This window comes from Planktothrix paucivesiculata PCC 9631, assembly GCF_900009265.2.
In the GTDB taxonomy this organism is placed as follows: Bacteria; Cyanobacteriota; Cyanobacteriia; order Cyanobacteriales; family Microcoleaceae; genus Planktothrix; species Planktothrix paucivesiculata.
Genome location: NZ_LR735026.1, coordinates 632,552 through 657,650, shown reverse-complemented (window position 1 = coordinate 657,650; position 25,099 = coordinate 632,552). Strand labels below are relative to the sequence as shown.

At 41.5% G+C, this 25,099-nt stretch carries 17 protein-coding genes and 2 rRNA genes; 14 read left to right on the top strand and 5 right to left on the bottom strand.

The features are described from left to right. Window positions 1–46 precede the first annotated feature (46 nt). From PL9631_RS23480 to PL9631_RS23460, 5 genes are all read left to right on the top strand, one after another. On the top strand, window positions 47–3,157 hold the full coding sequence (locus PL9631_RS23480) for an AAA family ATPase (protein WP_083624133.1): 3,111 nt from the start codon (window positions 47–49) through the stop codon (window positions 3,155–3,157). 279 nt (window positions 3,158–3,436) lie between these two features. Continuing rightward, on the top strand, window positions 3,437–4,144 hold the full coding sequence (locus tag PL9631_RS23475) for a Uma2 family endonuclease (RefSeq protein WP_083624131.1): 708 nt from the start codon (window positions 3,437–3,439) through the stop codon (window positions 4,142–4,144). A gap of 32 nt (window positions 4,145–4,176) precedes the next feature. Next, window positions 4,177–5,124 carry an allantoinase PuuE gene (puuE, locus tag PL9631_RS23470; protein ID WP_231516831.1) on the top strand — a complete coding sequence of 316 codons (948 nt, stop codon included), beginning with the start codon at window positions 4,177–4,179 and terminating at the stop codon, window positions 5,122–5,124. A gap of 30 nt (window positions 5,125–5,154) precedes the next feature. Further along, the gene (locus tag PL9631_RS23465; RefSeq protein ID WP_083624127.1) at window positions 5,155–5,796 is read left to right on the top strand and encodes a calcium-binding protein; all 642 of its coding nucleotides are present in this window, start codon (window positions 5,155–5,157) and stop codon (window positions 5,794–5,796) included. 106 nt (window positions 5,797–5,902) lie between these two features. Then, window positions 5,903–6,931 (top strand): hypothetical protein, encoded by a 1,029-nt coding sequence (locus PL9631_RS23460; protein ID WP_083624125.1) that lies wholly within the window; start codon window positions 5,903–5,905, stop codon window positions 6,929–6,931. A gap of 103 nt (window positions 6,932–7,034) precedes the next feature. Here the strand turns inward: PL9631_RS23460 and PL9631_RS23455 are convergent, their stop codons facing one another. Next, window positions 7,035–7,589 (bottom strand): phycobiliprotein lyase, encoded by a 555-nt coding sequence (locus tag PL9631_RS23455; RefSeq protein ID WP_083624122.1) that lies wholly within the window; start codon window positions 7,587–7,589, stop codon window positions 7,035–7,037. 110 nt (window positions 7,590–7,699) lie between these two features. Between PL9631_RS23455 and PL9631_RS23450 the strand changes: the two genes are divergently transcribed. The 4 genes from PL9631_RS23450 to PL9631_RS23435 all read left to right on the top strand — a co-directional run bounded on the left by PL9631_RS23450 (window position 7,700) and on the right by PL9631_RS23435 (window position 12,538). Beyond that, window positions 7,700–9,322, top strand: a complete 1,623-nt coding sequence (locus tag PL9631_RS23450) for an MBL fold metallo-hydrolase (protein ID WP_269321714.1) — start codon at window positions 7,700–7,702, stop codon at window positions 9,320–9,322. Window positions 9,323–9,367: 45 nt separating this feature from the next. Further along, entirely contained in the window at window positions 9,368–9,904 is a 537-nt protein-coding gene (locus PL9631_RS23445) for a DUF1499 domain-containing protein (RefSeq protein WP_231516830.1), read from the top strand. A gap of 249 nt (window positions 9,905–10,153) precedes the next feature. Continuing rightward, window positions 10,154–11,086 (top strand): UDP-glucuronic acid decarboxylase family protein, encoded by a 933-nt coding sequence (locus PL9631_RS23440; RefSeq protein WP_083624120.1) that lies wholly within the window; start codon window positions 10,154–10,156, stop codon window positions 11,084–11,086. An 84-nt stretch (window positions 11,087–11,170) separates the two neighbouring features. Next, on the top strand, window positions 11,171–12,538 hold the full coding sequence (locus tag PL9631_RS23435) for a UDP-glucose dehydrogenase family protein (RefSeq protein ID WP_083624118.1): 1,368 nt from the start codon (window positions 11,171–11,173) through the stop codon (window positions 12,536–12,538). Window positions 12,539–12,578: 40 nt separating this feature from the next. On the opposite strand, the gene PL9631_RS23430 is transcribed toward PL9631_RS23435, so the two are convergent. After that, window positions 12,579–13,586, bottom strand: coding sequence for a hypothetical protein (locus PL9631_RS23430; protein WP_083624117.1), 1,008 nt, complete (start codon window positions 13,584–13,586; stop codon window positions 12,579–12,581). Between the two features lie 256 nt (window positions 13,587–13,842). Between PL9631_RS23430 and PL9631_RS23425 the strand changes: the two genes are divergently transcribed. Then, window positions 13,843–15,165: a hypothetical protein gene (locus tag PL9631_RS23425; RefSeq protein WP_231516829.1), complete on the top strand. Its 1,323-nt coding sequence runs from the start codon at window positions 13,843–13,845 to the stop codon at window positions 15,163–15,165. A 46-nt stretch (window positions 15,166–15,211) separates the two neighbouring features. Here the strand turns inward: PL9631_RS23425 and PL9631_RS23420 are convergent, their stop codons facing one another. Next, window positions 15,212–16,522 (bottom strand): lipid-A-disaccharide synthase-related protein, encoded by a 1,311-nt coding sequence (locus PL9631_RS23420; protein WP_083624115.1) that lies wholly within the window; start codon window positions 16,520–16,522, stop codon window positions 15,212–15,214. Between the two features lie 191 nt (window positions 16,523–16,713). On the opposite strand from PL9631_RS23420, the gene PL9631_RS23415 reads away from it, so the two are divergent. Further along, entirely contained in the window at window positions 16,714–17,754 is a 1,041-nt protein-coding gene (locus tag PL9631_RS23415) for a diguanylate cyclase domain-containing protein (RefSeq protein WP_083624113.1), read from the top strand. An 18-nt stretch (window positions 17,755–17,772) separates the two neighbouring features. Here PL9631_RS23415 and PL9631_RS23410 read toward each other — a convergent pair whose 3' ends face one another. Continuing rightward, complete coding sequence (locus PL9631_RS23410) at window positions 17,773–17,964, bottom strand: hypothetical protein (protein ID WP_083624112.1); 192 nt, start codon at window positions 17,962–17,964, stop codon at window positions 17,773–17,775. 655 nt (window positions 17,965–18,619) lie between these two features. Between PL9631_RS23410 and PL9631_RS23405 the strand changes: the two genes are divergently transcribed. Both PL9631_RS23405 and PL9631_RS23400 read left to right on the top strand, forming a co-directional pair. Beyond that, window positions 18,620–20,110 (top strand): 16S ribosomal RNA (locus PL9631_RS23405). 335 nt (window positions 20,111–20,445) lie between these two features. Beyond that, window positions 20,446–23,332: ribosomal RNA gene (locus tag PL9631_RS23400) — 23S ribosomal RNA — on the top strand. The 16S and 23S rRNA genes sit together here, the layout of an rRNA operon. Window positions 23,333–23,683: 351 nt before the next feature. Here PL9631_RS23400 and PL9631_RS23395 read toward each other — a convergent pair. Further along, window positions 23,684–24,046, bottom strand: coding sequence for a hypothetical protein (locus PL9631_RS23395; RefSeq protein ID WP_331281288.1), 363 nt, complete (start codon window positions 24,044–24,046; stop codon window positions 23,684–23,686). Window positions 24,047–24,216: 170 nt separating this feature from the next. On the opposite strand from PL9631_RS23395, the gene PL9631_RS23390 reads away from it, so the two are divergent. Then, window positions 24,217–25,008 carry an MlaE family lipid ABC transporter permease subunit gene (locus PL9631_RS23390; RefSeq protein WP_083624108.1) on the top strand — a complete coding sequence of 264 codons (792 nt, stop codon included), beginning with the start codon at window positions 24,217–24,219 and terminating at the stop codon, window positions 25,006–25,008. Window positions 25,009–25,099 lie beyond the last annotated feature (91 nt).

Sequence of the window (25,099 nt, the reverse complement as noted above, 5' to 3'; positions counted from 1 at the left end):
ATACAGCAACCTCTAAAAAATCTCCTGTTTCCCGTTCTAAAAACCTATGATTCCCCAAAAACTGACCCTAAAAAATTTCCTCAGTTATCGAGAAGCCACCCTAGACTTTAGTGGATTACATACCGCCTGTATTTGCGGTTCTAACGGGTCGGGAAAGTCATCTTTATTAGAAGCAATGGCTTGGGCAATTTGGGGCGAGAGTCGGGCAGAATCAAAGGATGATATTATCTATATGGGCGAATTAGAAACCCAGGTTGATTTTATATTTATTAGTCAGGGAAACTTATATCGGGTAATTCGTAACCGTCGCCGTGGTCAATCGGGAGCCTTAGAATTTCAAGTATCAACCACTGTTTTACAAGACATTGAAGATTTAGATCAAATCAAGTTTCGCACCCTCACAGAAAAGGGAATAGTTGCTACCCAGCAGAAAATTATCGACTACTTAAAACTAGATTATGATACTTTTACTAATTCCGCCTATTTGCGTCAGGGAAAAGCGGACGAATTCATGATTAAACGTCCCGCCGAACGGAAAGAAATTCTGGCAAATTTATTAAAACTAGATCAATATGATACCTTATCTGATCAAGCCAAAGACTTAGCCAAAAGTTATAAATCCCAAGCCGAAATCCTAGAACAAACCTTAACCAGTAATCAAGTCCAAATCGACCAAAAAGGTCAACTGGAACAAGATATTATTCAACTACAAAATACAATTGATGAGCTTCAGGAAAAACAAGTTCAAGACCGAGATCACTATCAACAGCTACAAGCCCAACAACATCACCGTCAGGCTTGGGAAAAATTATTAACAGGACAACAACAACAGCATCAAAGCTTTGCTCAAGATTATCGCAGATTACAACAGGAATTAACTACAACTCAACAGCAAAGTCAAGAATTAGAAGCAGTATTAAAACAAGAAACGGAAATTCAAACCGGATATACCAATTTTCAAACCCTACAAACCACAGAAGAAACCCTATCAATTCAATTCAAAATCTATCAAGATTCCCAACAACAACGCCAACACTTACAAGAACAACAACGCCAACATCTAAACACCTTACAACAGCAAATTCAAGGACTCCAAGCCCGTTTAGAAGCCCTAACCCAACAGGAACAGGATTACTCACAAATTTTAAGCCAAAAATCCGATATTGAAGCGGGATTAGAACAGTTACAAACCGCTCGTAATCGTTTAACTCAGTTTGATCAATTACAATTAGAAGTTACCCCAATTTTACAACATCGTCAACGGCTACAAACGGAATTAGATCGGGCTCAATCTCGTCAACAAGCTCGGTTAGAGGAATTAAAAACCTCCGTGGGAAAATTGCAACGAACTCTCAACCATCACCGCCCCCAATTAGAACAACAATCCCAAACTATTGCTAATCAAATTATTGAACTAGATAAGAAAAAAGTTTATCAACTCAGGGTTAGAGAAAAAGGACAAGAACGCCATGGTTTTATTGACCGTTTGAATACAGTTAAACGGGATTATGAGGAAAAATTAGGGGAACTGGATCAGAAAATTCAACTGTTATCAAAATCGGAACCGGAAGTATCCGAAACCGAAGAATTACCGTTATTACAATCGCAATTTCCCCCCTGTCCATTATGCGATCGCCCCCTAGACGAACATCACTGGAATTTAGTGATTTCTAAACAGCAAAATCAACAACAGGAATTCAGAAATCAAATTTGGATAATCCATGAACAGTTAGTCGTTGCGGATCGAGAACTTAAAATATTACAGGAGGAATATCGACAAATTCAAGAAGATTTATTACCCTACGAAGAATTGCGAGAACAACGGGGAAAAATTCAAGCTCAGTTAGAATCCTTAGATAAAGATGAACAACAATTACAGCAATTAATTTTAGAAGAAAAAGCCGTTCAAACCATTTTAGAGACGGGTGACTATGCAACGGATTTATATACGGAATTGCAGGATTTAGAACAAAAATTAAGCCAACTCAATTATAACGAACAAAGCCATGCGTTAGCCAGGAATGAGGAAAAACGCTGGCGTTGGGCGGAAATTAAATATAGTCAAATTCGAGATGCTCAAGATAAATTAACGAAAATTAATACTCAAAAACCAGAATTAGAAACCCAAATTCAAACCTTAACCCAAACCTTAACCGAACAAAAAAATAATTCTGAAATACAACAAGAAATTATTACCCTAGAACAAAAAATTAGCCAAATGGGTTATAATGTAGAGGAGCATAATCGTATCCGGGCGGAGTTACGTCAAGCTCAAATTTGGTTAACTAGAACCGAGCAATTAAACCAAGCCAAACAACAATATCCCATCCTGCAACAACGCCTTCAAGAGTTAGAAACTATCACCCAAGAACGGGTTAAAAATTTACAAGCCATTCAAGGACAAATTGAGATCTTACAACAGCAATTAAAAGAAACTCCCGACCCGACAGAATCATTAAAACAATTAGAGCAGTTAATTCAACAACAACAGCTAAAATTAGATAGTCATTTAGGTCAATTCGGAAGTTTACAACAACAACAAACTCAATTAGACAATTTAAACGCTCAACAAATCGAACTTAAAACCCAATTAGACACCGCCCGCCGTCAATATCGAGTTTATGATGAATTAGCAAAAGCCTTTGGTAAAAATGGGATTCAAGCCCTAATGATTGAGAATGTTTTACCCCAATTAGAAGCAGAAACCAATCAAATTTTATCTCGATTATCTTCAAATCAACTCCATGTTCAATTTGTTACCCAACGCACTAGCGGGCGCGGGGGGAAATCCTCCAAAAATACCGCTAAAATGATTGAAACCTTAGAAATTTTAATAGCAGATGCGCGGGGAACTCGTTCTTATGAAACCTATTCCGGGGGAGAAGCCTTTAGAATTAATTTTGCTATTCGTTTAGCCCTAGCTAAATTATTAGCACAACGGGCGGGAACTTCTCTACAAATGTTAATTATTGATGAGGGATTTGGAACCCAAGACGCTGAAGGTTGCGATCGCTTAATTGCGGCAATTAATGCGATCGCTTCTGATTTTGCTTGTATTCTCACCGTGACCCATATTCCCAGTTTAAAAGAATCTTTTCAAGCTAGAATTGAGGTTCATAAAACTAGCCAAGGTTCTCAAATTTACCTCTCAATTTAAGATATCGCAACGACAAATTAAACATTAGTTGTTATTCGTTATTGGGCTTTAGCCCCTCCAAAAAGTGCTTTAAACATTAGTTGTTATTGTTGTTGGGCTTTAGCCCCTCCAGAGAGAGCTAAAGCTCAACAACAAACCTTCCGATTATTAGGTTTGTTTGAATTGCGTACAGGAACTCATAAACCCAGTTTATTATCAGGTCAGAAAATCCCCTTAAAAATTTGACAATTATTAAAATATTAATTAAAATATTAGGATATAGCTTATTTTTCAAGAACAATGGCAACCTCAATCGCCAGTTTAAAAATAACTTGGGAACCCCTTCCCGATGATTTTATTTTACCGGATGATCCTGTGGATAATATTAATCAACCTGCATTAGCTTCCGCCTTAACAGATAGTTTGCAAAATGCGGGAAAACTTCCCTCTAATAGTTTAACTCCAACAAATTATGGAATTTGTGCAACGGTTAATGACAAAATAGTAATTAAAGCCCCAGACTGGGCATTTATTCCAGAAATTCGAGTTCCTAGAACCGATATTCAACGCAGTTATACCCCGCAATTACAAGGAGATATTCCGCTTTTAGTTGTAGAATTTCTGTCTGATACCGAAGGCGGAGAATATTCAATCAAATCAACCTATCCGCCGGGGAAATGGTTTTTCTATCAAACAATTTTGCAAGTCAAGTATTATGTAATTTTTGAACCGCAGCAGGGCATTTTAGAAGTCTACGGTTTAAATGAAAAGGGAGAATATCAGTTACAAACCGCTAATGCTAATAGCCGTTATTTTATCCTCGAAATGAACTTATATTTAGGAGTTTGGCAAGGAACCCGAGAAAACAGAACCGGATATTGGTTGCGGTGGTGGGATGAAAGCGAAAACCTATTATTATGGGGATTTGAATTAGCAGAAATTGAACATCAACGGGCGGAAAGATTAGCTGCACAATTACGAGCAGCAGGTATTGAACCCGAAGTTTAATTAAACCGAATGGCTTGGAGGAAATTGATCGGATGTCTGAACACTTCGACAAGCTCAGTGCAAAGCATTATCCCAGAAATATGGTGGGTTATGGTCGTTATACCCCCGATCCGAAATGGCCGAATCAAGCCCGAATTGCGGTACAATTTGTGATTAATTATGAAGAAGGTGGCGAGAATTGTATTCTCCACGGTGATCAAACCTCCGAAGCTTTTTTATCAGAAATTATTGGGGCTGAACCCTTTCACGGACTGCGCCATTTAAACATGGAATCAATTTATGAATATGGCAGCAGAGCCGGATTTTGGCGGCTCTATCGGCTGTTTACCCAACGTCATATTCCCGTGACTGTTTATGGGGTTGCCATGGCCTTAGAACGCAATCCAGAAGCCGTTGCAGCCATGTTAGAGGCGGACTGGGAAATCGCTAGTCATGGTTATCGGTGGATTGATTATAAATATTTTAATGAAGAAATGGAGCGGGAACATTTACAAAAAGCGATCGCCATTCATACAAAAGTTACCGGAAATCCTCCCCTCGGTTGGTATACCGGACGCACCAGTCCCCACACCCGCAAATTAGTCGTAGAAGCTGGAGGATTTTTGTATGATGCTGATAGTTATGCCGATGATTTACCCTATTGGATTTATGATTATGGAAAACCCCATTTAGTCATTCCCTATACTCTCGATAATAATGATATGCGGTTTGCAACTAATCAAGGGTTTAACTGTGGAGAACAGTTTTTTACCTATTTAAAAGATGCCTTTGATTTCTTATATGCAGAAGGAGAAACCGCACCAAAAATGATGAGTATTGGGTTACATTGTCGTTTAGTGGGTAGACCTGGACGGGCGGCGGCACTGGCTCGATTTTTAGATTATATTCAAAATCATGATCAGGTTTGGATCTGTCGTCGGGTTGATATTGCTAACCATTGGTATGAGTATAATAGACCCATACCGGAAAACAACGGTTAATGATTAATCAATTTTAACTTAAAAAATATTATGACAGACACAACTGTTACTCTCGATAATAATACCTTTGTATTTTTATTGGGAACCGATAACAATGATACCATATTAGGAGGGGTAGAAAATGACTTAATATTAGGACTTTCAGGAAATGATTTTTTATCGGGAAATTTAGGGAATGATTGGTTAAATGGAAATCTGGGTAATGATGCAGTGGTCGGAAATGAAGGCAATGATACGCTGTATGGAGGGCAAAATAATGATGTTTTAGATGGTCGCATTGGAGATGATTTATTATTTGGAAATTTAGATAGTGATGACCTCACGGGGGACGTGGGAACCGATACCTTATTTGGAGGTCAAGGAACAGATATTCTGCGAGGAAATGATGGGGATGACTGGTTATATGGAGATAAGGATAATGATACCTTAATTGGAGGGTCTGGACGCGATCGCTTTATCCTGACTAATAATTCAGGAAGCGATACTATCAATGACTTTACCCAAGGTGAGGATATTATTGGGTTAACTGGAGGATTAGATTTTGCCCAATTAACCTTCGTTTCCGAACTTAATAATACCCTAATTTTTATCACCAATACTAACGAAATATTGGCTACATTAATTAATGTTTCTGCAAATAGCTTAAACAGCAACGATTTTCAAATTTTATAGCAGTGGCGCAACTTACAGTGTTTAACAAAAACTGATCCAACAAACCTGACAGTTAAGTGTTTTCTTCCCCATTACCCATTACCCATTACCTAACTTAAATTTAACCATGTCTCAACAGATATACCCCCTTAATATTAGTGTTCATCCCCAACTAGAAAAATCCCTGGGCTATCATTCCAACAATAGATGGGTAGCTTGGTATTGGGAATCGGATATTGAACAAGCATTCTTTACCGATGGTCAAAACTTAGGAACAACTTCGGCTTTATCTTGGCAAATTTTATTACAACATCCCAATATTAGTTCTAGTTTACAACAGTATTTTCCCGACAATGAGCAGCAATATGGATTACTTTTAGATCGAAAAACCCGTAACCTTTATATCGGAGAGGGGAAACTTATTCAAAATTTATTAGAACAACCCGATAGTTTAAATTTACTTGCTTGTTTAGAGACTCAGAATCAGTCATTTTCTAATATCAAATATCAATTCCATCAAATTACTAATTCTACATTACTCTCAAATTTATTAAAATGGATTCCTCTAACTATTGGTGTAGGTTTAGTCACGGTCTTCGGTTTAAAAACTGTATCTTCCCTAATTCCTAAAGTAGAACAGCAATTAACCCGATCTCCTGCTTCCCAAGCCACTCAACCTATTATAGCAGCAAATCAAACCTGTGGAGTCGGAGGATCTGATGATTTTAACCATTATGTGATTAAAACCTCCCAACCCAAAGAACTGCATTTAATTGGAGTCTATGAAGCCGATCCTAATCATAGCGGAAATCAACGTTCTCAGGGTACAATTTCCGTTAACATTAACCGTCAGAATCAACCCATAATATTAGCTTTATCATCCTATGAACCCGTCACCTGGAAACTGGATATTAAGCCCGGGGTTGTCATTGAAAAAATAATTTTAAATGGATATTATGACCAAAATATTATGGGGGTTTCGGGGATTCCGATTGAGGAGTATAGTCAAGAAGGAACCCGTCAAAGTTTAGGAAATTTTCCCCATCAATGGAATGGTGTTTCTTCCAGCCTGGTTGATCAACTTCAACAAAAAACCGGACTTGAAATTACCACCTTTCAAGGTTGTTATCGGGGAACAGAATTTAAAATAGATTAAATTACGAATTACGAATTACGAATTACGAATTACGAATTACGAATTACGAATTACGAATTACCCATTCCCTGTTCCCTGTTCCCTGTTCCCTTTTAACTAAAAATTATTGTTTTTGTTCAACTCCAAAACCGACTAATAATACGGTTTCCAAGGGGTTATTATCTATCGGTCGTTGATAATTAATAATCCGACGAATTCTTAACTTTGGATTAATTAAAGTAATCGAATCTACCGAAACAATACTGGTGTAGGTGGTGGTCATTAACAATTCCCTAGTTTCCGTATGGTAGCTAAAATGTGACACCATCGGTTTTGCTTCTTCATAGGCTTTATCACGGAGATAATCTCCTTCAATAATCGGGAAATCTAGTTTTTGAGGGACAAAAAGAATATTTAATTCTTGGGAAACCCTATCTCCTTTTTCCGAAACCGTTTGAAATGCTAGTCGATATCCGGGTAGAACTTCTAACTCTAAGTTTTTTGATAAACGGTGATTATCTTCTAAGACTTTAGCCTTAGCCCGATTGTCCAAAGGATGAATCACAAATTCCGTATGCGATCGCTCAACTTCCCGATAACTCAGATAATGGTAGGTACGTTCTGTAACCCATTCACCCACACAATGATCGAAAAATTCCTGGAATTGTGCAATTGACATCGTGAATATCACTCCTCTGAAATTATCTTTGCAACAGTTTTTAACATTTTTTAGTAAAAATCCCTAATAATTCTAAAATCTAAAATAAATTATCCTGTTGATAAACTCCTGTGATTGACCCGGAATGTTTAGCCTATAGCGTCGGCCATGGAGGGGAAGGTGTCTGTCTGTTAATGCGGATGGGATCTCATCGCATTCTACTCGATTGTGGTATTCAGGACATTTCACCCCTATTAGCATCTTCAGATCAACCTTTGGCCGACTTGGTTCTGTGTTCCCATGCCCATGCGGATCATGCTCAAGGTTTACTCGCCTTCCATCAGGCATTTCCAGAAATTCCCATCTATGGGAGTCAAGTCACAACCCAACTATTACCCCTCAACTGGCCAGACTGGGAACCCGATCCCCATATTCCCCTGTGTCAACCCTTACCTTGGGATTCTCCCATCCTCCTCAAACCCGGACTCACCGTCACCTTATTTCCGGCGGGTCATTTACCCGGGGCGGCGGTAATTTTAATCAATTATGTAACACCCGAACGCAACTATAAACTGATTTACACTGGAGATTTTTTTCTCTCCAATTCTCGCCTGGTCGAAGGCTTACCCCTGGGGGAGTTGCGCGGACTCAAACCCGACGTTTTAATCCTAGAAGGCAGTTATGGAACCGGACGCCATCCCCATCGTCGTCAACTGGAAAACCAACTCGCAGAACGCTTATATCGGGCGATAGAAGCCCAATATTGCCTACTCCTACCGACACCGACTTTAGGGCTAGGACAAGAACTGTTAATGTTGCTTCGCAGTCACCATTATTTTACCGGGCGAGATCTTGATATTTGGGTCGATGCCAGTATAGCCACCGGATGCGATATTTACCTGCAACTCCTGCCCCATTTCCCCGCCAGTGTTCAGAATTTTGCCCAACATCAGCCCCTATTTTGGGATGACCGCATTCGCCCCAGAGTCCGACGACTCACTCCAGAACACCGATCTCAACTCGGTCAAACTCCTTGTATTGTTCTCACCGATGAATCTGCCGATTGGAATTCCTATTGGGCTAATTCCATCCTGCCCTGGATGTTATTTTTGCGCCAAAAACCCGGTCAAAACCTTGATATTATTCTGACTCCCGAATCGGAAGAAATGGGTTTTAGTCCCCGTATCCCCAAGGTTGAAACCTATTTCATCTCAGAACATTGTGACGGCCCTGGGACAACCCAACTGATTCATAACCTGCGACCCCAACATATTATTTTTGTTCACGGATCTCCCACCTATTTAGGGGATCTGACCAATTTAGAAGAACTCAGAAACCGCTATCAACTCCATACCCCCAACCCCGGAACCCTCGTCGAGTTACCCATCGGGGAAACCTTCATCCAGCCGCCCCTGGCTGAAATTGAGTATGAAGGGGAGATTGCCGAGTTTGAAACTCAAATTCATATTACCCTGCCCCCAGGATTAAGCGCCGATCCGCGCTGGTTAGGTTTTGCCGATACGGGATTACTAGAAGCCCGATGGCAAGGGGAAGAATTAGTGTTGCGGGGGATTTCCCAACGGGAGTTCCTGAGTCAAGGTAGCGATCGCCCCATTCCCCGGGATCTTGATTGTTGTGGAAACTGCCAATATTATCGCGGACAACGCTGTTGGAATCAATCCTCAGCCCTTTATGGCTTCAAAGTAACTTCCGATGGTTACTGTCCGATGTTTGAATCCATCGAAAGGATTTAATCGGTTAAATTAAGTTTAAAATAGATTAAGTTCTTAATATTTCCCATGAAAAAATCAGTCTTGTCTATCGGTCAAATTTCCGGTTTTTCTATGCTGTTAACGGCGATTATATTTGTTAGCAGTTTATTCGGGTTAGTGCCTTCAGCTTTTGCTGTTAATACTTCCGTATCTCCAATCATAGCTAGTGTATTTTCATTTTCAGGAAATCGACCCACCAACCTTGGGATTAACCAGGGAGAATTTGCCACCTGCCCAACTTCTCCCAATTGTGTTTCCAGTCAAAGCCTAGATGCCCAACATCAAATTGAACCTTTCACCTATCAAGATTCTCCCGAAATAGCTTTTGAACAGCTTGAAAAACTGCTTAAAAATACTGAAAATGCTAAAATCATTACGGATGAACCTAATTATATTTATGCTGAATTTACCTCAGATTTAATGGGATTTGTTGATGATGTAGAATTTTATTTGGATCAAGAAAATAGTCTAATTCAAGTGCGTTCTGCATCTCGTTTAGGGGAATCGGATTTAGGCGTTAATCGCAAACGAATTGAAACTATTAGAGCCCAATTGAATCTATGAAGAACCCATACTGACAGCACGATATTGTCTAATCTTGGCAAATTCCGAGTTAAATAGTCGCTAAAAATATAAAATCGAGTAGGATAGATGTTGGAACGGACGGCAACATATCAATGTTGTAGGGTATAGCTGGGGTGTGTCCAAAGCCAAGTCTTAACTTTAATCAACCGATAGTAAATTCAGCTTATCTACAATTGATTGTTGTCCATCCAAGTTAAACTCTCTACAATTTCGCAAGCGAGTGTAAGCATGAGAATTTTAGTTACGGGTGGTGCGGGTTTTCTGGGTTCACACCTGATTGATCGCTTAATGGAACAAGGCCATGAAGTGATTTGTTTGGATAACTTTTTTACCGGGAGAAAACAAAATATCCTGAAATGGATCGGTAATCCCTATTTTGAATTAATCCGTCATGATATTACTGAACCGATTCGGTTAGAAGCCGATCAAATCTATCATTTAGCTTGTCCCGCCTCTCCGGTTCACTACCAATACAACCCGGTTAAAACCATCAAAACCAATGTATTAGGAACCATGAATATGTTGGGGTTAGCCAAACGGATCAAAGCCCGGTTTTTCCTCGCCTCCACCTCTGAAGTCTACGGCGATCCCGATGTCCACCCCCAAACAGAAGACTATCGAGGAAACGTTAACTGTATTGGAATTCGATCCTGTTACGACGAAGGAAAGCGGGTGGCGGAAACCTTAGCCTTTGACTACCATCGTCAAAACGGGGTAGAAATTCGGGTGGTACGGATTTTTAATACCTATGGCCCTAGAATGTTGGAAAATGATGGCCGTGTGGTTAGTAACTTGATTGTACAAGCCCTGCGAGGGATTCCTTTAACCATTTATGGCGATGGTTCCCAAACCAGGAGTTTCTGTTATGTGTCAGACTTGGTGGAGGGATTCATCCGTTTGATGAATAGTGATCAGACTGGCCCTATTAATATCGGGAATCCGGGAGAGTATACCATTTTGGAATTAGCCCAAAAAATTCAGAATCTGGTTAACCCGGATGTGGAAATTCAATTTAAACCTCTACCGGAGGATGATCCTAAACAGCGACAACCTGATATTACTCGTGCTAAAACCTATCTGAATTGGGAACCGACAATCCCACTCGATCAAGGATTAGAATTGACAGTGAAAGATTTTCGGGAACGCATCTACGGCAGTTGAAAAGAATCAAATCTAGGTTAACGGTCAATCGTTCAGCGTTAACAAGATTGTTAATGTTTGGGTCAAAAAATTGAGGATATATTTATGCGTGTTTGTGTAATTGGGACGGGATATGTGGGTTTAGTCACGGGGGTTTGTTTAGCACAAATCGGACATGATGTCATTTGTGTTGATAATAATGAAGAAAAAGTTAAATTAATGAAATCGGGACAATCTCCGATTTATGAACCGGGATTACCGGAATTAATGAAGTCTTGTATGGAGTCCGGGCGTCTGGATTTTTCTTCTGATTTAGCTGCGGGTGTGGAACATGGTGAGGTGTTATTTATTGCCGTGGGAACCCCGCCGTTACCCACCGGGGAAAGCGATACCCGTTATGTCGAAGCCGTTGCCCGAGGGATTGGTTCTAACCTGACTAAAGGTTATAAAGTAGTTGTGAATAAATCTACTGTACCCATTGGTTCGGGGGACTGGGTGCGGATGATTGTTTTGGATGGTGTTTCCGAGCGACAAAAAGAAAAAGGGTTAGCAGGAACACCGATTGAAGCGGAATTTGATGTGGTCAGTAACCCGGAATTTTTACGCGAAGGTTCGGCGGTTTATGACACCTTTAATCCTGATCGGATTGTGTTAGGAAGCAACAACAAAAAAGCACTTTCTGTGATGCAGGAATTGTATGCACCTTTGGTGTCGAGAAAATATTCTGATAACCCCTCTTTACCTCCGGTTCCAATTGTATTAACGGATCTGAGTTCGGCGGAGATGATTAAATATGCGGCTAATTCGTTCTTAGCTACTAAAATTAGCTTTATTAACGAAATTGCTAATATTTGCGATCGCGTCGGTGCGGATGTTACACAAGTTGCTCAAGGAATTGGCTTAGATTCTCGGATTGGCAATAAGTTTTTACAAGCTGGAATTGGTTGGGGAGGTTCCTGTTTCCCGAAAGATGTTTCGGCTTTAATTCATACCGCCGATGACTATAATTATGATGCCAAATTATTAAAAGCGGCGGTGGAAGTTAATAATCGTCAGCGCACTATTGCTATTGACAAATTACAGCAAGTTCTGAAAATTCTCAAGGGCAAAACTGTTGGATTATTGGGGTTAACTTTTAAAGCTGATACGGACGATTTACGCGATGCTCCAGCTTTAGATATTATCCAAGAATTAAACCGTTTGGGCGCAAAAGTTAAAGCCTATGATCCGATTATTTCCCAAAGTGGAATGCGTGACGGGTTAACGGGGGTTATCGTTGAAACCGATCCTGAATTGTTGGCTGATGGTTGTGATGCGTTGGTTTTAATTACCGACTGGGCGCAATTCCAAAACCTCGACTATGCAAAAATGGCGAAAAAAATGCACTCGGCATTTATGATTGATGGTCGCAATTTCTTAGACCGAAAACAATTAGAAGCCGCAGGTTTCCAATATGTCGGGATTGGACATTAATTTGTAGGGTAATATAGGATTAGGGTGGGCCTAGCTCACCCTACCCGACACTCAAAATCACATCAATTTGTTTCTGAACTTGATCTAATTTTTTACGTTGTTGATCAATCCAATCTTTTTCGGCTTCCTGTTGTTCGCTGGTTTCTTGTTCATATCGGTTTTGTTTCTCTAAAAAATCATTATAAAAATTAATCATTTCTGTTGTACTTGATAAAGCAAAATCAAAGCATTCATTAAATCTTGAAGCAATATTTTCTTCTATAATTTCTTTGACTTTATTAACAAAAATGTTAAATTTTTCTCTATTAATCACCATAAAGCCTTCATTTAAAAACGCACCAAGAGTTGGTTTTACCCACTCTGATAAAAGATTACTACAATTTCCTTTTACATTAATTAAATATTTTTTTTGATAAGAGTATGAAGTTGGTTTCACTGAAATATTAACTCGTTCTTGGAAATTTAGTAAATTAACTGTTGATTGAAGATAATTCATATCCAAACTTGATAAATTATCATTTAAAAATAATAAATTTTTATTGATTATGCCCATCATCTGAGTATTTGTGATTTTTATTCTTTTATCTAATCCTTGAATTAATCCATCTTTATCTGAAAAACCAACTTCTTTTTTAAATGTTCCATTTTTACTATCTTTAAACCACGTTTCCTTAAGCTGTTCACATTGATTTAACCATGAATTTTTAATTTCTTGAATCACTTCTGTTTGACATTTATTCTGTAACTCACGAATTCTAAAATCAATAGCCGTTAATTCTCCTATTTGTTCCCAGAGTTCAGACTTGGGGACAGACATAATTCTAGCTTTACTATTCCAGACATCTTCAGCATGATCTAAATCTTTATAACTAACTTCCATTAACTCTTTTAATCTGGCTGCGGACTGTCTTAACTCTTGATTACAGGATTGAATCGACTGATTTAACTCCGTAGCGGATTGTTTCAACTCGCAAGATTCACTTTGATTGTTCAGTACAGAAACCGTTGAATAAGTAATAGACTGGAAGATATTTAAAAATTCATTCATTGCCGCAAACCTCAATTTAGGATATAGTTCTACTTTACAGGATTAGAGGAACAATAAATAAGTCAGTAACAATTTATAAACTATTTATCCGTGTTTATACGCTTCAATACAATTAATTAAAATCAAAATGATTTTATTCTCCGTAAAAATACTGAAATAAGCAAAACAAAAAATTAATTGATCAAAATTTTAGCAATGTCTGTTAATTTTTAGAGGATTATGAGTTTACAATAATTAAAGAGTTAGGTCAAAAATTATGTTTTTATTCAATCCTGCAATTCGATTTGTATTTTCCCCCGCGGCAATGCGATTTATATTTTCCCCCGCGATTCAAGAAGGTTTAGCCAAGGGTGTTTATGAGTTAGTCTATTCCAAATCAGGAGTACCTTTAAGCATGGTCAGATGGGCGAAAGGAACAGCAAATGCGGGCCAGTTTGCAGGTCACGCTATGGGTACAATAATGCACAATAGTCCCCTTGCGCCGATTACCGCACCCGTGGAAGTGGGTATGGGTTTAGTTCAAATGTATCAGGTTCATCAAGGATTTCAGAAAACCTATCAAGGAATTAACCAGTTACAAGCGAGTCTGGGAGTTCTACAATCAACGACTGCGGTTATTGGTGTTGGTGTAGCGGTAACGGGTGTTCTTGCGGCTGTAAATTTATATCAGACTTTAAAGTTAAGAGAAGATATCAAACAACTTAAATTAACGGTAACGGGAGGATTTATTGATCTAAAAGCAGCCTTAAATAATCAAGGTAATAGTATTATTAGACGAATTGATGAAGTTGCAGAAGATATTAAATATAATCAACATCGGTTAATTTTAATTACAGCTTATGGCAAATTTACAGAAGCCTTAAAGTGGTTTAAAGTGGCAATGACTATTGAAGAACCAAATGCCAGAAACGATCAAATTAACGGGGTGTTAAGTATGCTATACCATGCTTTAGCTGATTACTCTAATCCCCAGCTATTAAACAATGTTTGTGCTGCGGGTCAACTTCGCAGACTCGAATGCACTTGGGCGATTGAACAAGCCATTATTACTGCTTATCAAGCCCAAAATCAATTAACAGCATCGAATGAACACCTCGAACAACTGCAAAATAAAATTCATCAAGGGTTACTGAATATTATTGATCAATGTAGTTCCCAGGAAGAACTTGATTTTCTCTTTCCTGAAATAGCCCGAATTAAAATACATGATTGTACAGCGTTAAAATCTTGGCAAGATCATACTAATTGGTTTAAAACCTTATCTAATGATGAACGGGAACAGTTATCAATGTTAGAACCTGAAACCTCAGAAGTAGTTAATTTGGAATTACCGCAAAATGACATAACGGTTAAACCTTTAGAAATGCAAATCTATGAGGAATTAAAACAAAAATCCCACTATTCAGCTTTACGAGATCAATTAAAATTTATCGTTAAACCTGAATTACGCCGGGAGCATGAATCTTATATTTTTAATAAAGCGATCGCCACAGGTTTAAATGGATTAGCCTCTAAAAATTGGCAAGAAGTACCCGATTTAACCGTTGCTAATCTTTATCATTATTTTCAAGTCAAGTAAATCAGGGTTTGTTACTTCGTTATTTTCAAGTTAAATCTTCAAATACCTATAGTCCCTTTGAAAATCGCACTGATAAATATTCAGCAATGCGACGACTAGCACCCGGTTGTCCGAGGCGACGTTTTCCGTTTTCTGCAATTAATTTTAATTGATCGGAGTTGGAAAGCAGCGATCGCAATATTTCAGGAATTTCTATCGGATTTTCTACTATAATTAATGACCGCCCTAATAGACGCTGTTGATTATTAGCAAAGGTGCGGGTAAATTGTGGGCCCTCGCCCGGAATTGCGATCGCCGGTTTCCCTAACCCGACAAATTGTTCCGTTGCAGTTCCGGCCATAGCGATCGCAATATTCCCTAAAGCCAAACAATCATTAAATGCCTGATTTGTCAAGATTAATCTGGCTTTTTCTTGAGAAAAAATTAATTCTCCCTGACCCCAAGGAAAGTTAATATGAGGTAATCTTAAATCAGGGGTTTCTTGCCATCCTAAAGCCGTGAGAGATTGAAAAAAGGGTTGCAGGTCTAAACCAGAGGCGATCGCAGCTAAAAACACTAAATTTTGATAGCTAGGGGTCGGATTTTCTATTGATAGGATCGAGCTTTGAATAATTGCATCCACCCCTTGTAAAATTATATCCCAATTTCGATTAACTTCGGGAGAACGAGATCCGGGTAATAATGTTATAAATAGCGATCGCTGGTTTTCTGCATTGACTTGATCAAGAGTATAATTATCAATATTGGGTTGCAAATTATCCATCATGGGATTGCCCAAATCAATCGCCGGAATCGAATATTTTTGTAAGGTTTTTGTGGTAATATTATCCCTAGGAAATACGCCTAAACAGCGAGAATTATTCATTAACCAACGTTCCCAAGGGAAATAAATTGAATCAGAATATTTATACCATTTCCACATTCCGGTTAAGGGTAACTTTCCCTGTTCATCCCGGAGATAATAGTCGGATTTTGCTGTTCCGATAAAAGCATAATTTCCCCCACTTAACCAAGCTAAAAATAAAGGAACAATATCTCCGACGGCGAGAATTATTCCCCCTTGTTTTACCCACTGGCGAATAGTTTGATATTGCTGAATAATTAAGGGAAATAACCCCCCTTGTAGATCCCGCCAGAGTTGGTGTTTATCCATATAAATAAAACCCCCAGACGGTAGGGATTTTACTGATCCCCTAATTGGAACGTTGTCTAGTTGAGTATAGGCTTGTCCTAGTCCCACCAGGGGTAACGCGGCGAGTTCCGGGGGATGAGGTTGTTTTTGGAGTTCGCGCAAAATCTGAACAGCGATCGCATCTTCCCCATGACCATTACTTATTGATAGAATTTTAACAGTCATGGTCTAATGTCCTCAATAGGTTGTAGTATTTCATCCTAGGGGGTTTTTGTCAACAGTTATCAGTCTAAGAGTTAATCGTTAACTATTAATTGATTAATTAAAAAATAAATCCCTATTAAAGTATCCAATAAAACCCAAAATTAAGTTTCTAATAAATCTGAATTAATCCTGTTTTAATTTGATTGAATTATATGATTTTTTCTCCTGAAAGTTCTCCTAAATTTAATTGTTTAATCATTGATTCTGATGATCAGAATGCAGAAATTCTATCGACAATTCTAGGTGGGCAAGGCTATCCAGTGACAACAGCTTTAAATGTCAATCTGGCTTTAGAATATTTACAAGTCAAGAGCCCTGATATTATCTTTTGGAATCGTTCAGAAATTGAAGAGCAAGAGTTTAATCTTAACCATTTTTATAAATATCTTCAAGACAATAAACATAATATTGCTATTTTTTTCTTAATTTCATATTCTAACCAGGGCTATAGGATTCCTGTAGAACAAGATTGGCATTGCGACTATATCAGAAAACCGTTTTATCCTCCAGAAATTATTATTAGGCTTCAGAATATCGAGTATTATCGTCAAAGTCACAAAATTTTAACCCAGTCTTTACTTCAACTAGAACAAGAAACATCCGCCCGTCATCTCGCCGAAAGCCAACTTCAAAAAATGACTCAAAAGTTACAAACAACAACGGATCAACTCAAGTATTTGAGTCGGCTTGACCCCCTAACTCAATTAGCGCATCGTCCTTACTTCGATGAATATTTATTAAGAGAATGGCAACGTTTAGCCCGGGAAAGAATACATTTATCCTTAATTATTGGAGACATCGATCAGTTTAAAGGTTATAACGACTTTTATGGATTTGATCAAGGAGATATCTGTTTACAAACCATCGCCCAAACCCTAGTCGCCTGTATTAAACGTCCGGCGGATTTGGTGGGACGTTATAGAGGGGAAAAATTTGCAATTTTGTTACCCCATACAGCTAGGGCTGGGGCAATAGAAGTAGCCAAGCTAATCCGAGCTAAAATTCAGCAACTGGAAATTCCTCACCCTAAATCTGATCTCAGTCTCTACCTAACTATGAGTTTAGGGGTAGCCACAGCGATTCCTTCACCGGAATTACCCCCCTATCCGTTGATCGCCGTTGCCGAAGAAGCACTACAGGAGGCTAAACAGCAAGGTGGCGATCGGATTGGTGTCGGGGTGCATTGGCGTTAGAAACAGCTTAAATATTGATTAAGATTTTTTAGTATCGATCTGTTCTGTTTCTCCATCCTCATTTTTTCCGGTGTAACTCAGTGTAGTCCATTGATCAAGGGTGGTTTGATACACCTCAGATTTGGACGGGACTGCATGGGCAGAAGCCACGGAAAACACCGTAAAACTTGTAGACGCAACAAGTCCTAACAAAACAATAATATTTTTCATGAGATGACCCCTGATGGCTATCAAAATTGATGCCTTGATTGAACAAAATCCTGATATGACCAGGTTTTTATAACCCGATTACATCTTGGAGAACCCCACGAGGGATGTAGAAATCTGCCTCGGTGTTCCTTGTTCCCTGATATATATTCCCTCTATTTTGAGAATTTGAGGAGCGGGGAGTCACCCATCAGGGGGGGTAGGGCAGGGCTGTTTTGATCAATCAGCCACAACCCAAAACACAGCAAAGCCACCCTGTGATTAATCACTGTGACTTGTGATAGGGCGGCGATGGTTAATTTCAAGATTCGAGTCTATCCAGTGGGACTGCCAGAAAAATCAAACATTATAATGATCAATATCCCGAGGCAGAGGGACTGGAAAGGGGATGAAAAGGTGAATTTGAAGAGGCGAAAACTTTTTTTCCCAAAAGGGTTGACAACCTTGGGAAAGACTGATAGATTTATAAAAGTGTCGAAAAACAAAAGACACACCGAACCTGGACAACTAAAGAGTTTGAAAGCCAAGTTAAAACATTCTTTATCTCGTTATTAAAGAATTGATTCTTAATCAGGGAGTTTAACACAAACTTTCTGAGAAAGCAAGAAATTCTAAAACTTTGAGAAACAAGTTTTAGAGCCAAAACAACAGATTCTTCAAAATGGAGAGTTTGATCCTGGCTCAGGATGAACGCTGGCGGTCTGCTTAACACATGCAAGTCGAACGGAATCCTTCGGGATTTAGTGGCGGACGGGTGAGTAACACGTAAGAACCTGCCTCTAGGACGGGGACAACAGTTGGAAACGACTGCTAAACCCGGATGAGCCGAAAGGTAAAAGATTTATCGCCTAGAGAGGGGCTTGCGTCTGATTAGCTAGTTGGTAAGGTAAAGGCTTACCAAGGCGACGATCAGTAGCTGGTCTGAGAGGATGATCAGCCACACTGGGACTGAGACACGGCCCAGACTCCTACGGGAGGCAGCAGTGGGGAATTTTCCGCAATGGGCGAAAGCCTGACGGAGCAAGACCGCGTGGGGGAGGAAGGTTCTTGGATTGTCAACCCCTTTTCTCAGGGAAGAACAAAATGACGGTACCTGAGGAAAAAGCATCGGCTAACTCCGTGCCAGCAGCCGCGGTAATACGGGGGATGCAAGCGTTATCCGGAATGATTGGGCGTAAAGAGTCCGTAGGTAGTCATTCAAGTCTGCTGTTAAAGAGCGAGGCTTAACTTCGTAAAGGCAGTGGAAACTGGAAGACTAGAGTGTAGTAGGGGCAGAGGGAATTCCTGGTGTAGCGGTGAAATGCGTAGAGATCAGGAAGAACACCGGTGGCGAAGGCGCTCTGCTGGGCTATAACTGACACTGAGGGACGAAAGCTAGGGGAGCGAATGGGATTAGATACCCCAGTAGTCCTAGCGGTAAACGATGGAAACTAGGTGTGGCCTGTATCGACCCGGGCCGTGCCGAAGCTAACGCGTTAAGTTTCCCGCCTGGGGAGTACGCACGCAAGTGTGAAACTCAAAGGAATTGACGGGGGCCCGCACAAGCGGTGGAGTATGTGGTTTAATTCGATGCAACGCGAAGAACCTTACCAGGACTTGACATCTCTGGAATCCTGCTGAAAGGTGGGAGTGCCGTAAGGAACCAGAAGACAGGTGCTGCATGGCTGTCGTCAGCTCGTGTCGTGAGATGTTGGGTTAAGTCCCGCAACGAGCGCAACCCTCGTCGTTAGTTGCCATCATTAAGTTGGGAACTCTAGCGAGACTGCCGGTGACAAACCGGAGGAAGGTGAGGATGACGTCAAGTCAGCATGGCCCTTACGTCCTGGGCGACACACGTACTACAATGCGAGGGACAGAGAGCAGCCAACCCGCGAGGGAGAGCGAACCTCTTAAACCCTGGCACAGTTCAGATTGCAGGCTGCAACTCGCCTGCATGAAGGAGGAATCGCTAGTAATCGCAGGTCAGCATACTGCGGTGAATCCGTTCCCGGGCCTTGTACACACCGCCCGTCACACCATGGAAGTGAGCCACGCCCGAAGTCATTACTCTAACCCGCAAGGGGGGAGGGTGCCGAAGGCGGGGTTGATGACTGGGGTGAAGTCGTAACAAGGTAGCCGTACCGGAAGGTGTGGCTGGATCACCTCCTTTTAGGGAGACCTACTTTTGAGTCGAGTGCCCAATCCAAAAATACAGCACCCTCAAAAGTCATCCCAGGTCGTTACGAGAAGAATGAAAAACACAACAACAGCTTTCAAACTCCGAAGTCCGGTTCAAAACCTAGGACAATTCAGCACCTAGCTTCTGTAAATAAAAAAGAAGCCAGAATGCTGGACTAGCAAGTCCAGACAGAACCTTGAAAATTGCAGAGAAACAAAAACTGGCAGTAGTTCGTAGTTAGAACTCCCAGCCGAAGGAAAGGAAACTAACCCTAGGTGGAGAGAACTAACCAAACAAGAACAGAAATTCTCGAAAAAAGAGAAAGTGGTCAAGATAGAAAGGGCTGACGGTGGAAACCTTGGCACACAGAGGCGAAGAAGGACGTGGCGACCGACGATAAACTCCGGGGAGCTGGAAGCGAGCGACGAGCCGGAGGTGTCCGAATGGGGCAACCCAAAAACAGCCCACTGAATCAAATAGGTGGGCATGAGCGAACCGGGCGAACTGAAACATCTTAGTAGCCCGAGGAAAAGAAAGCAAAAGCGATTTCCCGAGTAGTGGTGAGCGAAAGGGAAACAGCCTAAACCAGTCGGTTTACCGATTGGGGTAGTGGGACAGCGACACTGGACTTAGAGAGTTAGACAAAGCAGATGAAACCTGCACCAGAGAAGGTGAAAGTCCTGTAGTCGAAAACTCAAAGAGCCTAGCTGAATCCCGAGTAGCACGGAGCCCGTGAAAGTCCGTGTGAATCCGCCTCGACCACGAGGTAAGGCTAAATACTCCTGTGTGACCGATAGAGAAACAGTACCGTGAGGGAAAGGTGAAAAGAACCCCGGAAGGGGAGTGAAATAGAACCTGAAACCGTCAGCTTACAAGCAGTGGGAGTCCGATTTAACGGATGACCGCGTGCCTGTTGAAGCATGAGCCGGCGAGTTAAAGGCAATGGCAGGTTAAGACAGAAAATGTCGCAGCCCAAGCGAAAGCGAGTCTGAAGAGGGCGAAGTCGTCATTGTTTTTAGACCCGAACCCGGGTGATCTAACCATGTCCAGGATGAAGCTTGGGTAAAACCAATTGAAGGTCCGAACCGACCGATGTTGAAAAATCGGCGGATGAGGTGTGGTTAGGGGTGAAATGCCAATCGAACCCGGAGCTAGCTGGTTCTCCCCGAAATGTGTTGAGGCACAGCGGTTGCGGAAAAATCTGGGGGGTAAAGCACTGTTTCGGTGCGGGCTGCGAGAGCGGTACCAAATCGAGACAAACTCTGAATACCCAGAGGAAGAGCAACCAGTCAGACGGTGGGGGATAAGCTCCATCGTCAAGAGGGAAACAGCCCAGACCACCAGCTAAGGTCCCCAAATCACCACTAAGTGAGAAAGGAGGTGGGAATGCCGTGACAACCAGGAGGTTTGCCTAGAAGCAGCCAACCTTAAAAGAGTGCGTAATAGCTCACTGGTCAAGCGTTCCTGCGCCGAAAATGAACGGGGCTAAGTGGTGTACCGAAGCTGTGGAATATGATTTATTGTATTGGTAGGGGAGCGTTCTGGCGTAGGGAGAAGCACTAGCGGAAGCAGGTGTGGACGAACCAGAAGTGAGAATGTCGGCTTGAGTAGCGAAAATGTAGGTGAGAATCCTACACCCCGAAACCCTAAGGGTTCCTCCGCACGGCTCGTCCGCGGAGGGTGAGTCAGGGCCTAAGGCGAGGCTGAAGAGCGTAGTCGATGGACAACGGGCGAATAGTCCCGTACCGTGGGTAAATTGGTCAGGGGAACGGAGAAGGTGTGTGCTAGCCGGATGATGGTTACCGGTGCAACCGTACGAGGTGTTGAGGTCTGGCGAAAACAGACTGAGCTAAGGCGGGAGTCCGACCCTTTACGAAGGGGAAGTAGAGAGCATCAAGCTTCCAAGAAAAGCCCTAAAACCGTTAATTTACCAACGCCTGTACCCGAAACCGACACAGGTAGGGAGGTTGAGAAAACTCAGGGGCGCGAGATAACTCTCTCTAAGGAACTCGGCAAAATGGCTCCGTAACTTCGGGAGAAGGAGTGCTTACGCAAGTAAGCCGCAGTGAAGAGGCCCAGGCGACTGTTTACCAAAAACACAGGTCTCCGCCAACTCGTAAGAGGAAGTATGGGGGCTGACGCCTGCCCAGTGCCGGAAGGTTAAGGAAGTCGGTCAGGCGCAAGCTAAAGCTGATGACTGAAGCCCCGGTGAACGGCGGCCGTAACTATAACGGTCCTAAGGTAGCGAAATTCCTTGTCGGGTAAGTTCCGACCCGCACGAAAGGCGTAACGATCTGGGCACTGTCTCGGAGAGAGACTCGGCGAAATAGAATTGTCTGTGAAGATACGGACTACCTGCACCTGGACAGAAAGACCCTATGAAGCTTTACTGTATCCTGGAATTGGGTTCGGGCTTTGCTTGCGCAGTATAGGTGGGAGGCTTTGAAGTCATCCTTGTGGGGATGATGGAGCCATCGGTGAGATACCACTCTAGTAGAGCTAGAATTCTAACTCTAACCCGTGAATCCGGGTTGAAGACAGTTTCAGGGGGGCAGTTTGACTGGGGCGGTCGCCTCCTAAAAGGTAACGGAGGCGCGCAAAGGTTCCCTCAGAATGGTTGGAAATCATTCGCAGAGTGTAAAGGCATAAGGGAGCTTGACTGTGAGACCTACAAGTCGAACAGGGTGGAAACACGGCCTTAGTGATCCGACGGTACTGTGTGGAAAGGCCGTCGCTCAACGGATAAAAGTTACTCTAGGGATAACAGGCTGATCTCCCCCAAGAGTTCACATCGACGGGGAGGTTTGGCACCTCGATGTCGGCTCATCGCAACCTGGGGCGGAAGTACGTCCCAAGGGTTGGGCTGTTCGCCCATTAAAGCGGTACGTGAGCTGGGTTCAGAACGTCGTGAGACAGTTCGGTCCATATCCGGTGCAGGCGCAAGAGCATTGAGAGGAGCCTTCCCTAGTACGAGAGGACCGGGAAGGACGCACCGCTGGTGTACCTGTTATCGTGCCAACGGTAAACGCAGGGTAGCTATGTGCGGAGTGGATAACCGCTGAAAGCATCTAAGTGGGAAGCCCACCTCAAGATGATTGCTCTCACCACTTTTTGTGGGTAAGGTCACGGGCAGAACACCCGTTTATAGGTGTTAGGTCGAAGTCCAGCGATGGATGTAGCCGAGACACACTAACAGACCGAGGGCTTGACCTCATTTTTATTTACTACTCCAGTTTCTCTGCAATCTTCAGTGTTTCTGAACTGCATTTCATCTCTCTACACTGAGCAGTATTTATATTATAAATACTGCTCTTGAGTGTTTTATATTCAATTAAACTGGCGATAAAGAAATTACTTTAGAAACGTTGATATTAGGAAATCAACGGTTTATGGAACATAAACAAAAACATCCCACTGACTTGTTCTTAAATACTGACTTGTTCTTAAATTATGTTGATCAATTTTTTCATAAGCTAAAACTATGAGATTATATCATAACGATAGGGATTTTTGACTTATAGACTTAACCAGTTTAATATTATAAATAAGATTAAGGTATTTAATTTAATTACTACGGAGGTTTTGACAACAAGCATAAGTATCGAATAACCCGCCCACTAAACTACAGGTTAGGGCAATAACTAAACAGCCCTGCAAGGGATGTCCATTACCAAACGTGGCGAGAAATTTGAGCATTTGGTTACACCCTAACGCCCCCAAATTTTGGATGACCGGGAGGTGACTCATCAGGACAAAGGTGATTAATCCTACTGCAATCAATAATAGCGGGGCAATAAAACTAAAGGTGATTGCTAGTAGCAAAGAACGAAGAAAATGGGGCAAAATACTCATAAATTTGTCCAAAGCAGATTGGCTATCTTCAGCTTGTTGGTTAGTTCCGTTGACCTCACTTAGATAGGCGAACACGGAAAATCTAGGTTATTAATTTCTAAGATAGGAGCAATCGCACCTTTTAATCGAATCTGTGAGAAATCTTAAATATAAAGTCAAAAAAATTAAACTTTATGCGTTATAAATCTTGTTGAAGATTTGTATATTTGTAGTTTTCCGTTGAACTTTATCCCATTCTTATTCCCTTGAGCAATTCTAAAACTCGTTCCAGCTTTGGACTTTGGCTACAGCGATTTATTGCCGCCCTATTATTAGCGGGTCAAGTGGTGGTGCATTTACTCCAGGGTAAAATTCACCGTCGTAACACTTTGGAACAAATGGTGATAGTTGGCCCAGAATCCTTAATGATTGCTTTGCTCACGGCTAGTTTTGTGGGGATGGTGTTTACAATTCAGGTGGCGCGGGAATTTGTGGCTTTGGGGGCTGTGAATATTGTCGGGGGAGTTCTGGCCCTGTCCCTAGCCCGGGAACTGAGCCCGGTATTAACTGCGGTGATTGTGGCGGGGCGGGTGTGTTCGGCTTTTGCGGCCGAAATTGGCACGATGCGGGTCACGGAACAAATTGATGCCTTATATATGTTGAAAACTGACCCGGTAGATTATTTAGTTATTCCCCGGGTGATTGCTTGTTGTGCAATGTTACCGATTTTAACTGTTATTTGTTTGGTAACGGGATTAGCGGGAGGTCTCTTGATTTCTACTACTATGTACAATATTTCCTCAACGGTCTTTTTAGATTCAGTCAGGAATTTCCTGCAAGTTTGGGATGTCTGTAGTGGCTTAATTAAAGGCTTAGTTTTTGGGGCGGCTATTGCTATTATTGGAACCAGTTGGGGATTAACGACAACTGGAGGGGCAAAAGGTGTGGGTCAGTCCACAACAACGGCCGTTGTCACCGCCCTATTATCGATTTTTATTATTGATTTTTTCCTGTCTTGGATTATGTTTCAAGGGATGGGAAGCACGCTCAAGAGTTAATAATAACCTTTGGGGTTGCAGCCATGAAAGTTCCCCTACTCTCTACAATTTTGGTACTATTTATCTAATTCTTTTATCTACAAAACTTATT

Excerpts from the sequence above, each read along its gene's own strand:
- puuE (WP_231516831.1), top strand. The coding sequence starts at position 4,177 with ATGTCTGAACACTTCGACAAGCTCAGTGCAAAGCATTATCCCAGAAAT.
- PL9631_RS23475 (WP_083624131.1), top strand. The coding sequence starts at position 3,437 with ATGGCAACCTCAATCGCCAGTTTAAAAATAACTTGGGAACCCCTTCCC.
- PL9631_RS23420 (WP_083624115.1), bottom strand. The coding sequence starts at position 16,522 with ATGACTGTTAAAATTCTATCAATAAGTAATGGTCATGGGGAAGATGCG.
- PL9631_RS23445 (WP_231516830.1), top strand. The coding sequence starts at position 9,368 with ATGAAAAAATCAGTCTTGTCTATCGGTCAAATTTCCGGTTTTTCTATG.
- PL9631_RS23430 (WP_083624117.1), bottom strand. The coding sequence starts at position 13,586 with ATGAATGAATTTTTAAATATCTTCCAGTCTATTACTTATTCAACGGTT.
- PL9631_RS23440 (WP_083624120.1), top strand. The coding sequence starts at position 10,154 with ATGAGAATTTTAGTTACGGGTGGTGCGGGTTTTCTGGGTTCACACCTG.
- PL9631_RS23415 (WP_083624113.1), top strand. The coding sequence starts at position 16,714 with ATGATTTTTTCTCCTGAAAGTTCTCCTAAATTTAATTGTTTAATCATT.
- PL9631_RS23480 (WP_083624133.1), top strand. The coding sequence starts at position 47 with ATGATTCCCCAAAAACTGACCCTAAAAAATTTCCTCAGTTATCGAGAA.
- PL9631_RS23460 (WP_083624125.1), top strand. The coding sequence starts at position 5,903 with ATGTCTCAACAGATATACCCCCTTAATATTAGTGTTCATCCCCAACTA.
- PL9631_RS23455 (WP_083624122.1), bottom strand. The coding sequence starts at position 7,589 with ATGTCAATTGCACAATTCCAGGAATTTTTCGATCATTGTGTGGGTGAA.
- PL9631_RS23425 (WP_231516829.1), top strand. The coding sequence starts at position 13,843 with ATGTTTTTATTCAATCCTGCAATTCGATTTGTATTTTCCCCCGCGGCA.
- PL9631_RS23435 (WP_083624118.1), top strand. The coding sequence starts at position 11,171 with ATGCGTGTTTGTGTAATTGGGACGGGATATGTGGGTTTAGTCACGGGG.
- PL9631_RS23465 (WP_083624127.1), top strand. The coding sequence starts at position 5,155 with ATGACAGACACAACTGTTACTCTCGATAATAATACCTTTGTATTTTTA.
- PL9631_RS23410 (WP_083624112.1), bottom strand. The coding sequence starts at position 17,964 with ATGAAAAATATTATTGTTTTGTTAGGACTTGTTGCGTCTACAAGTTTT.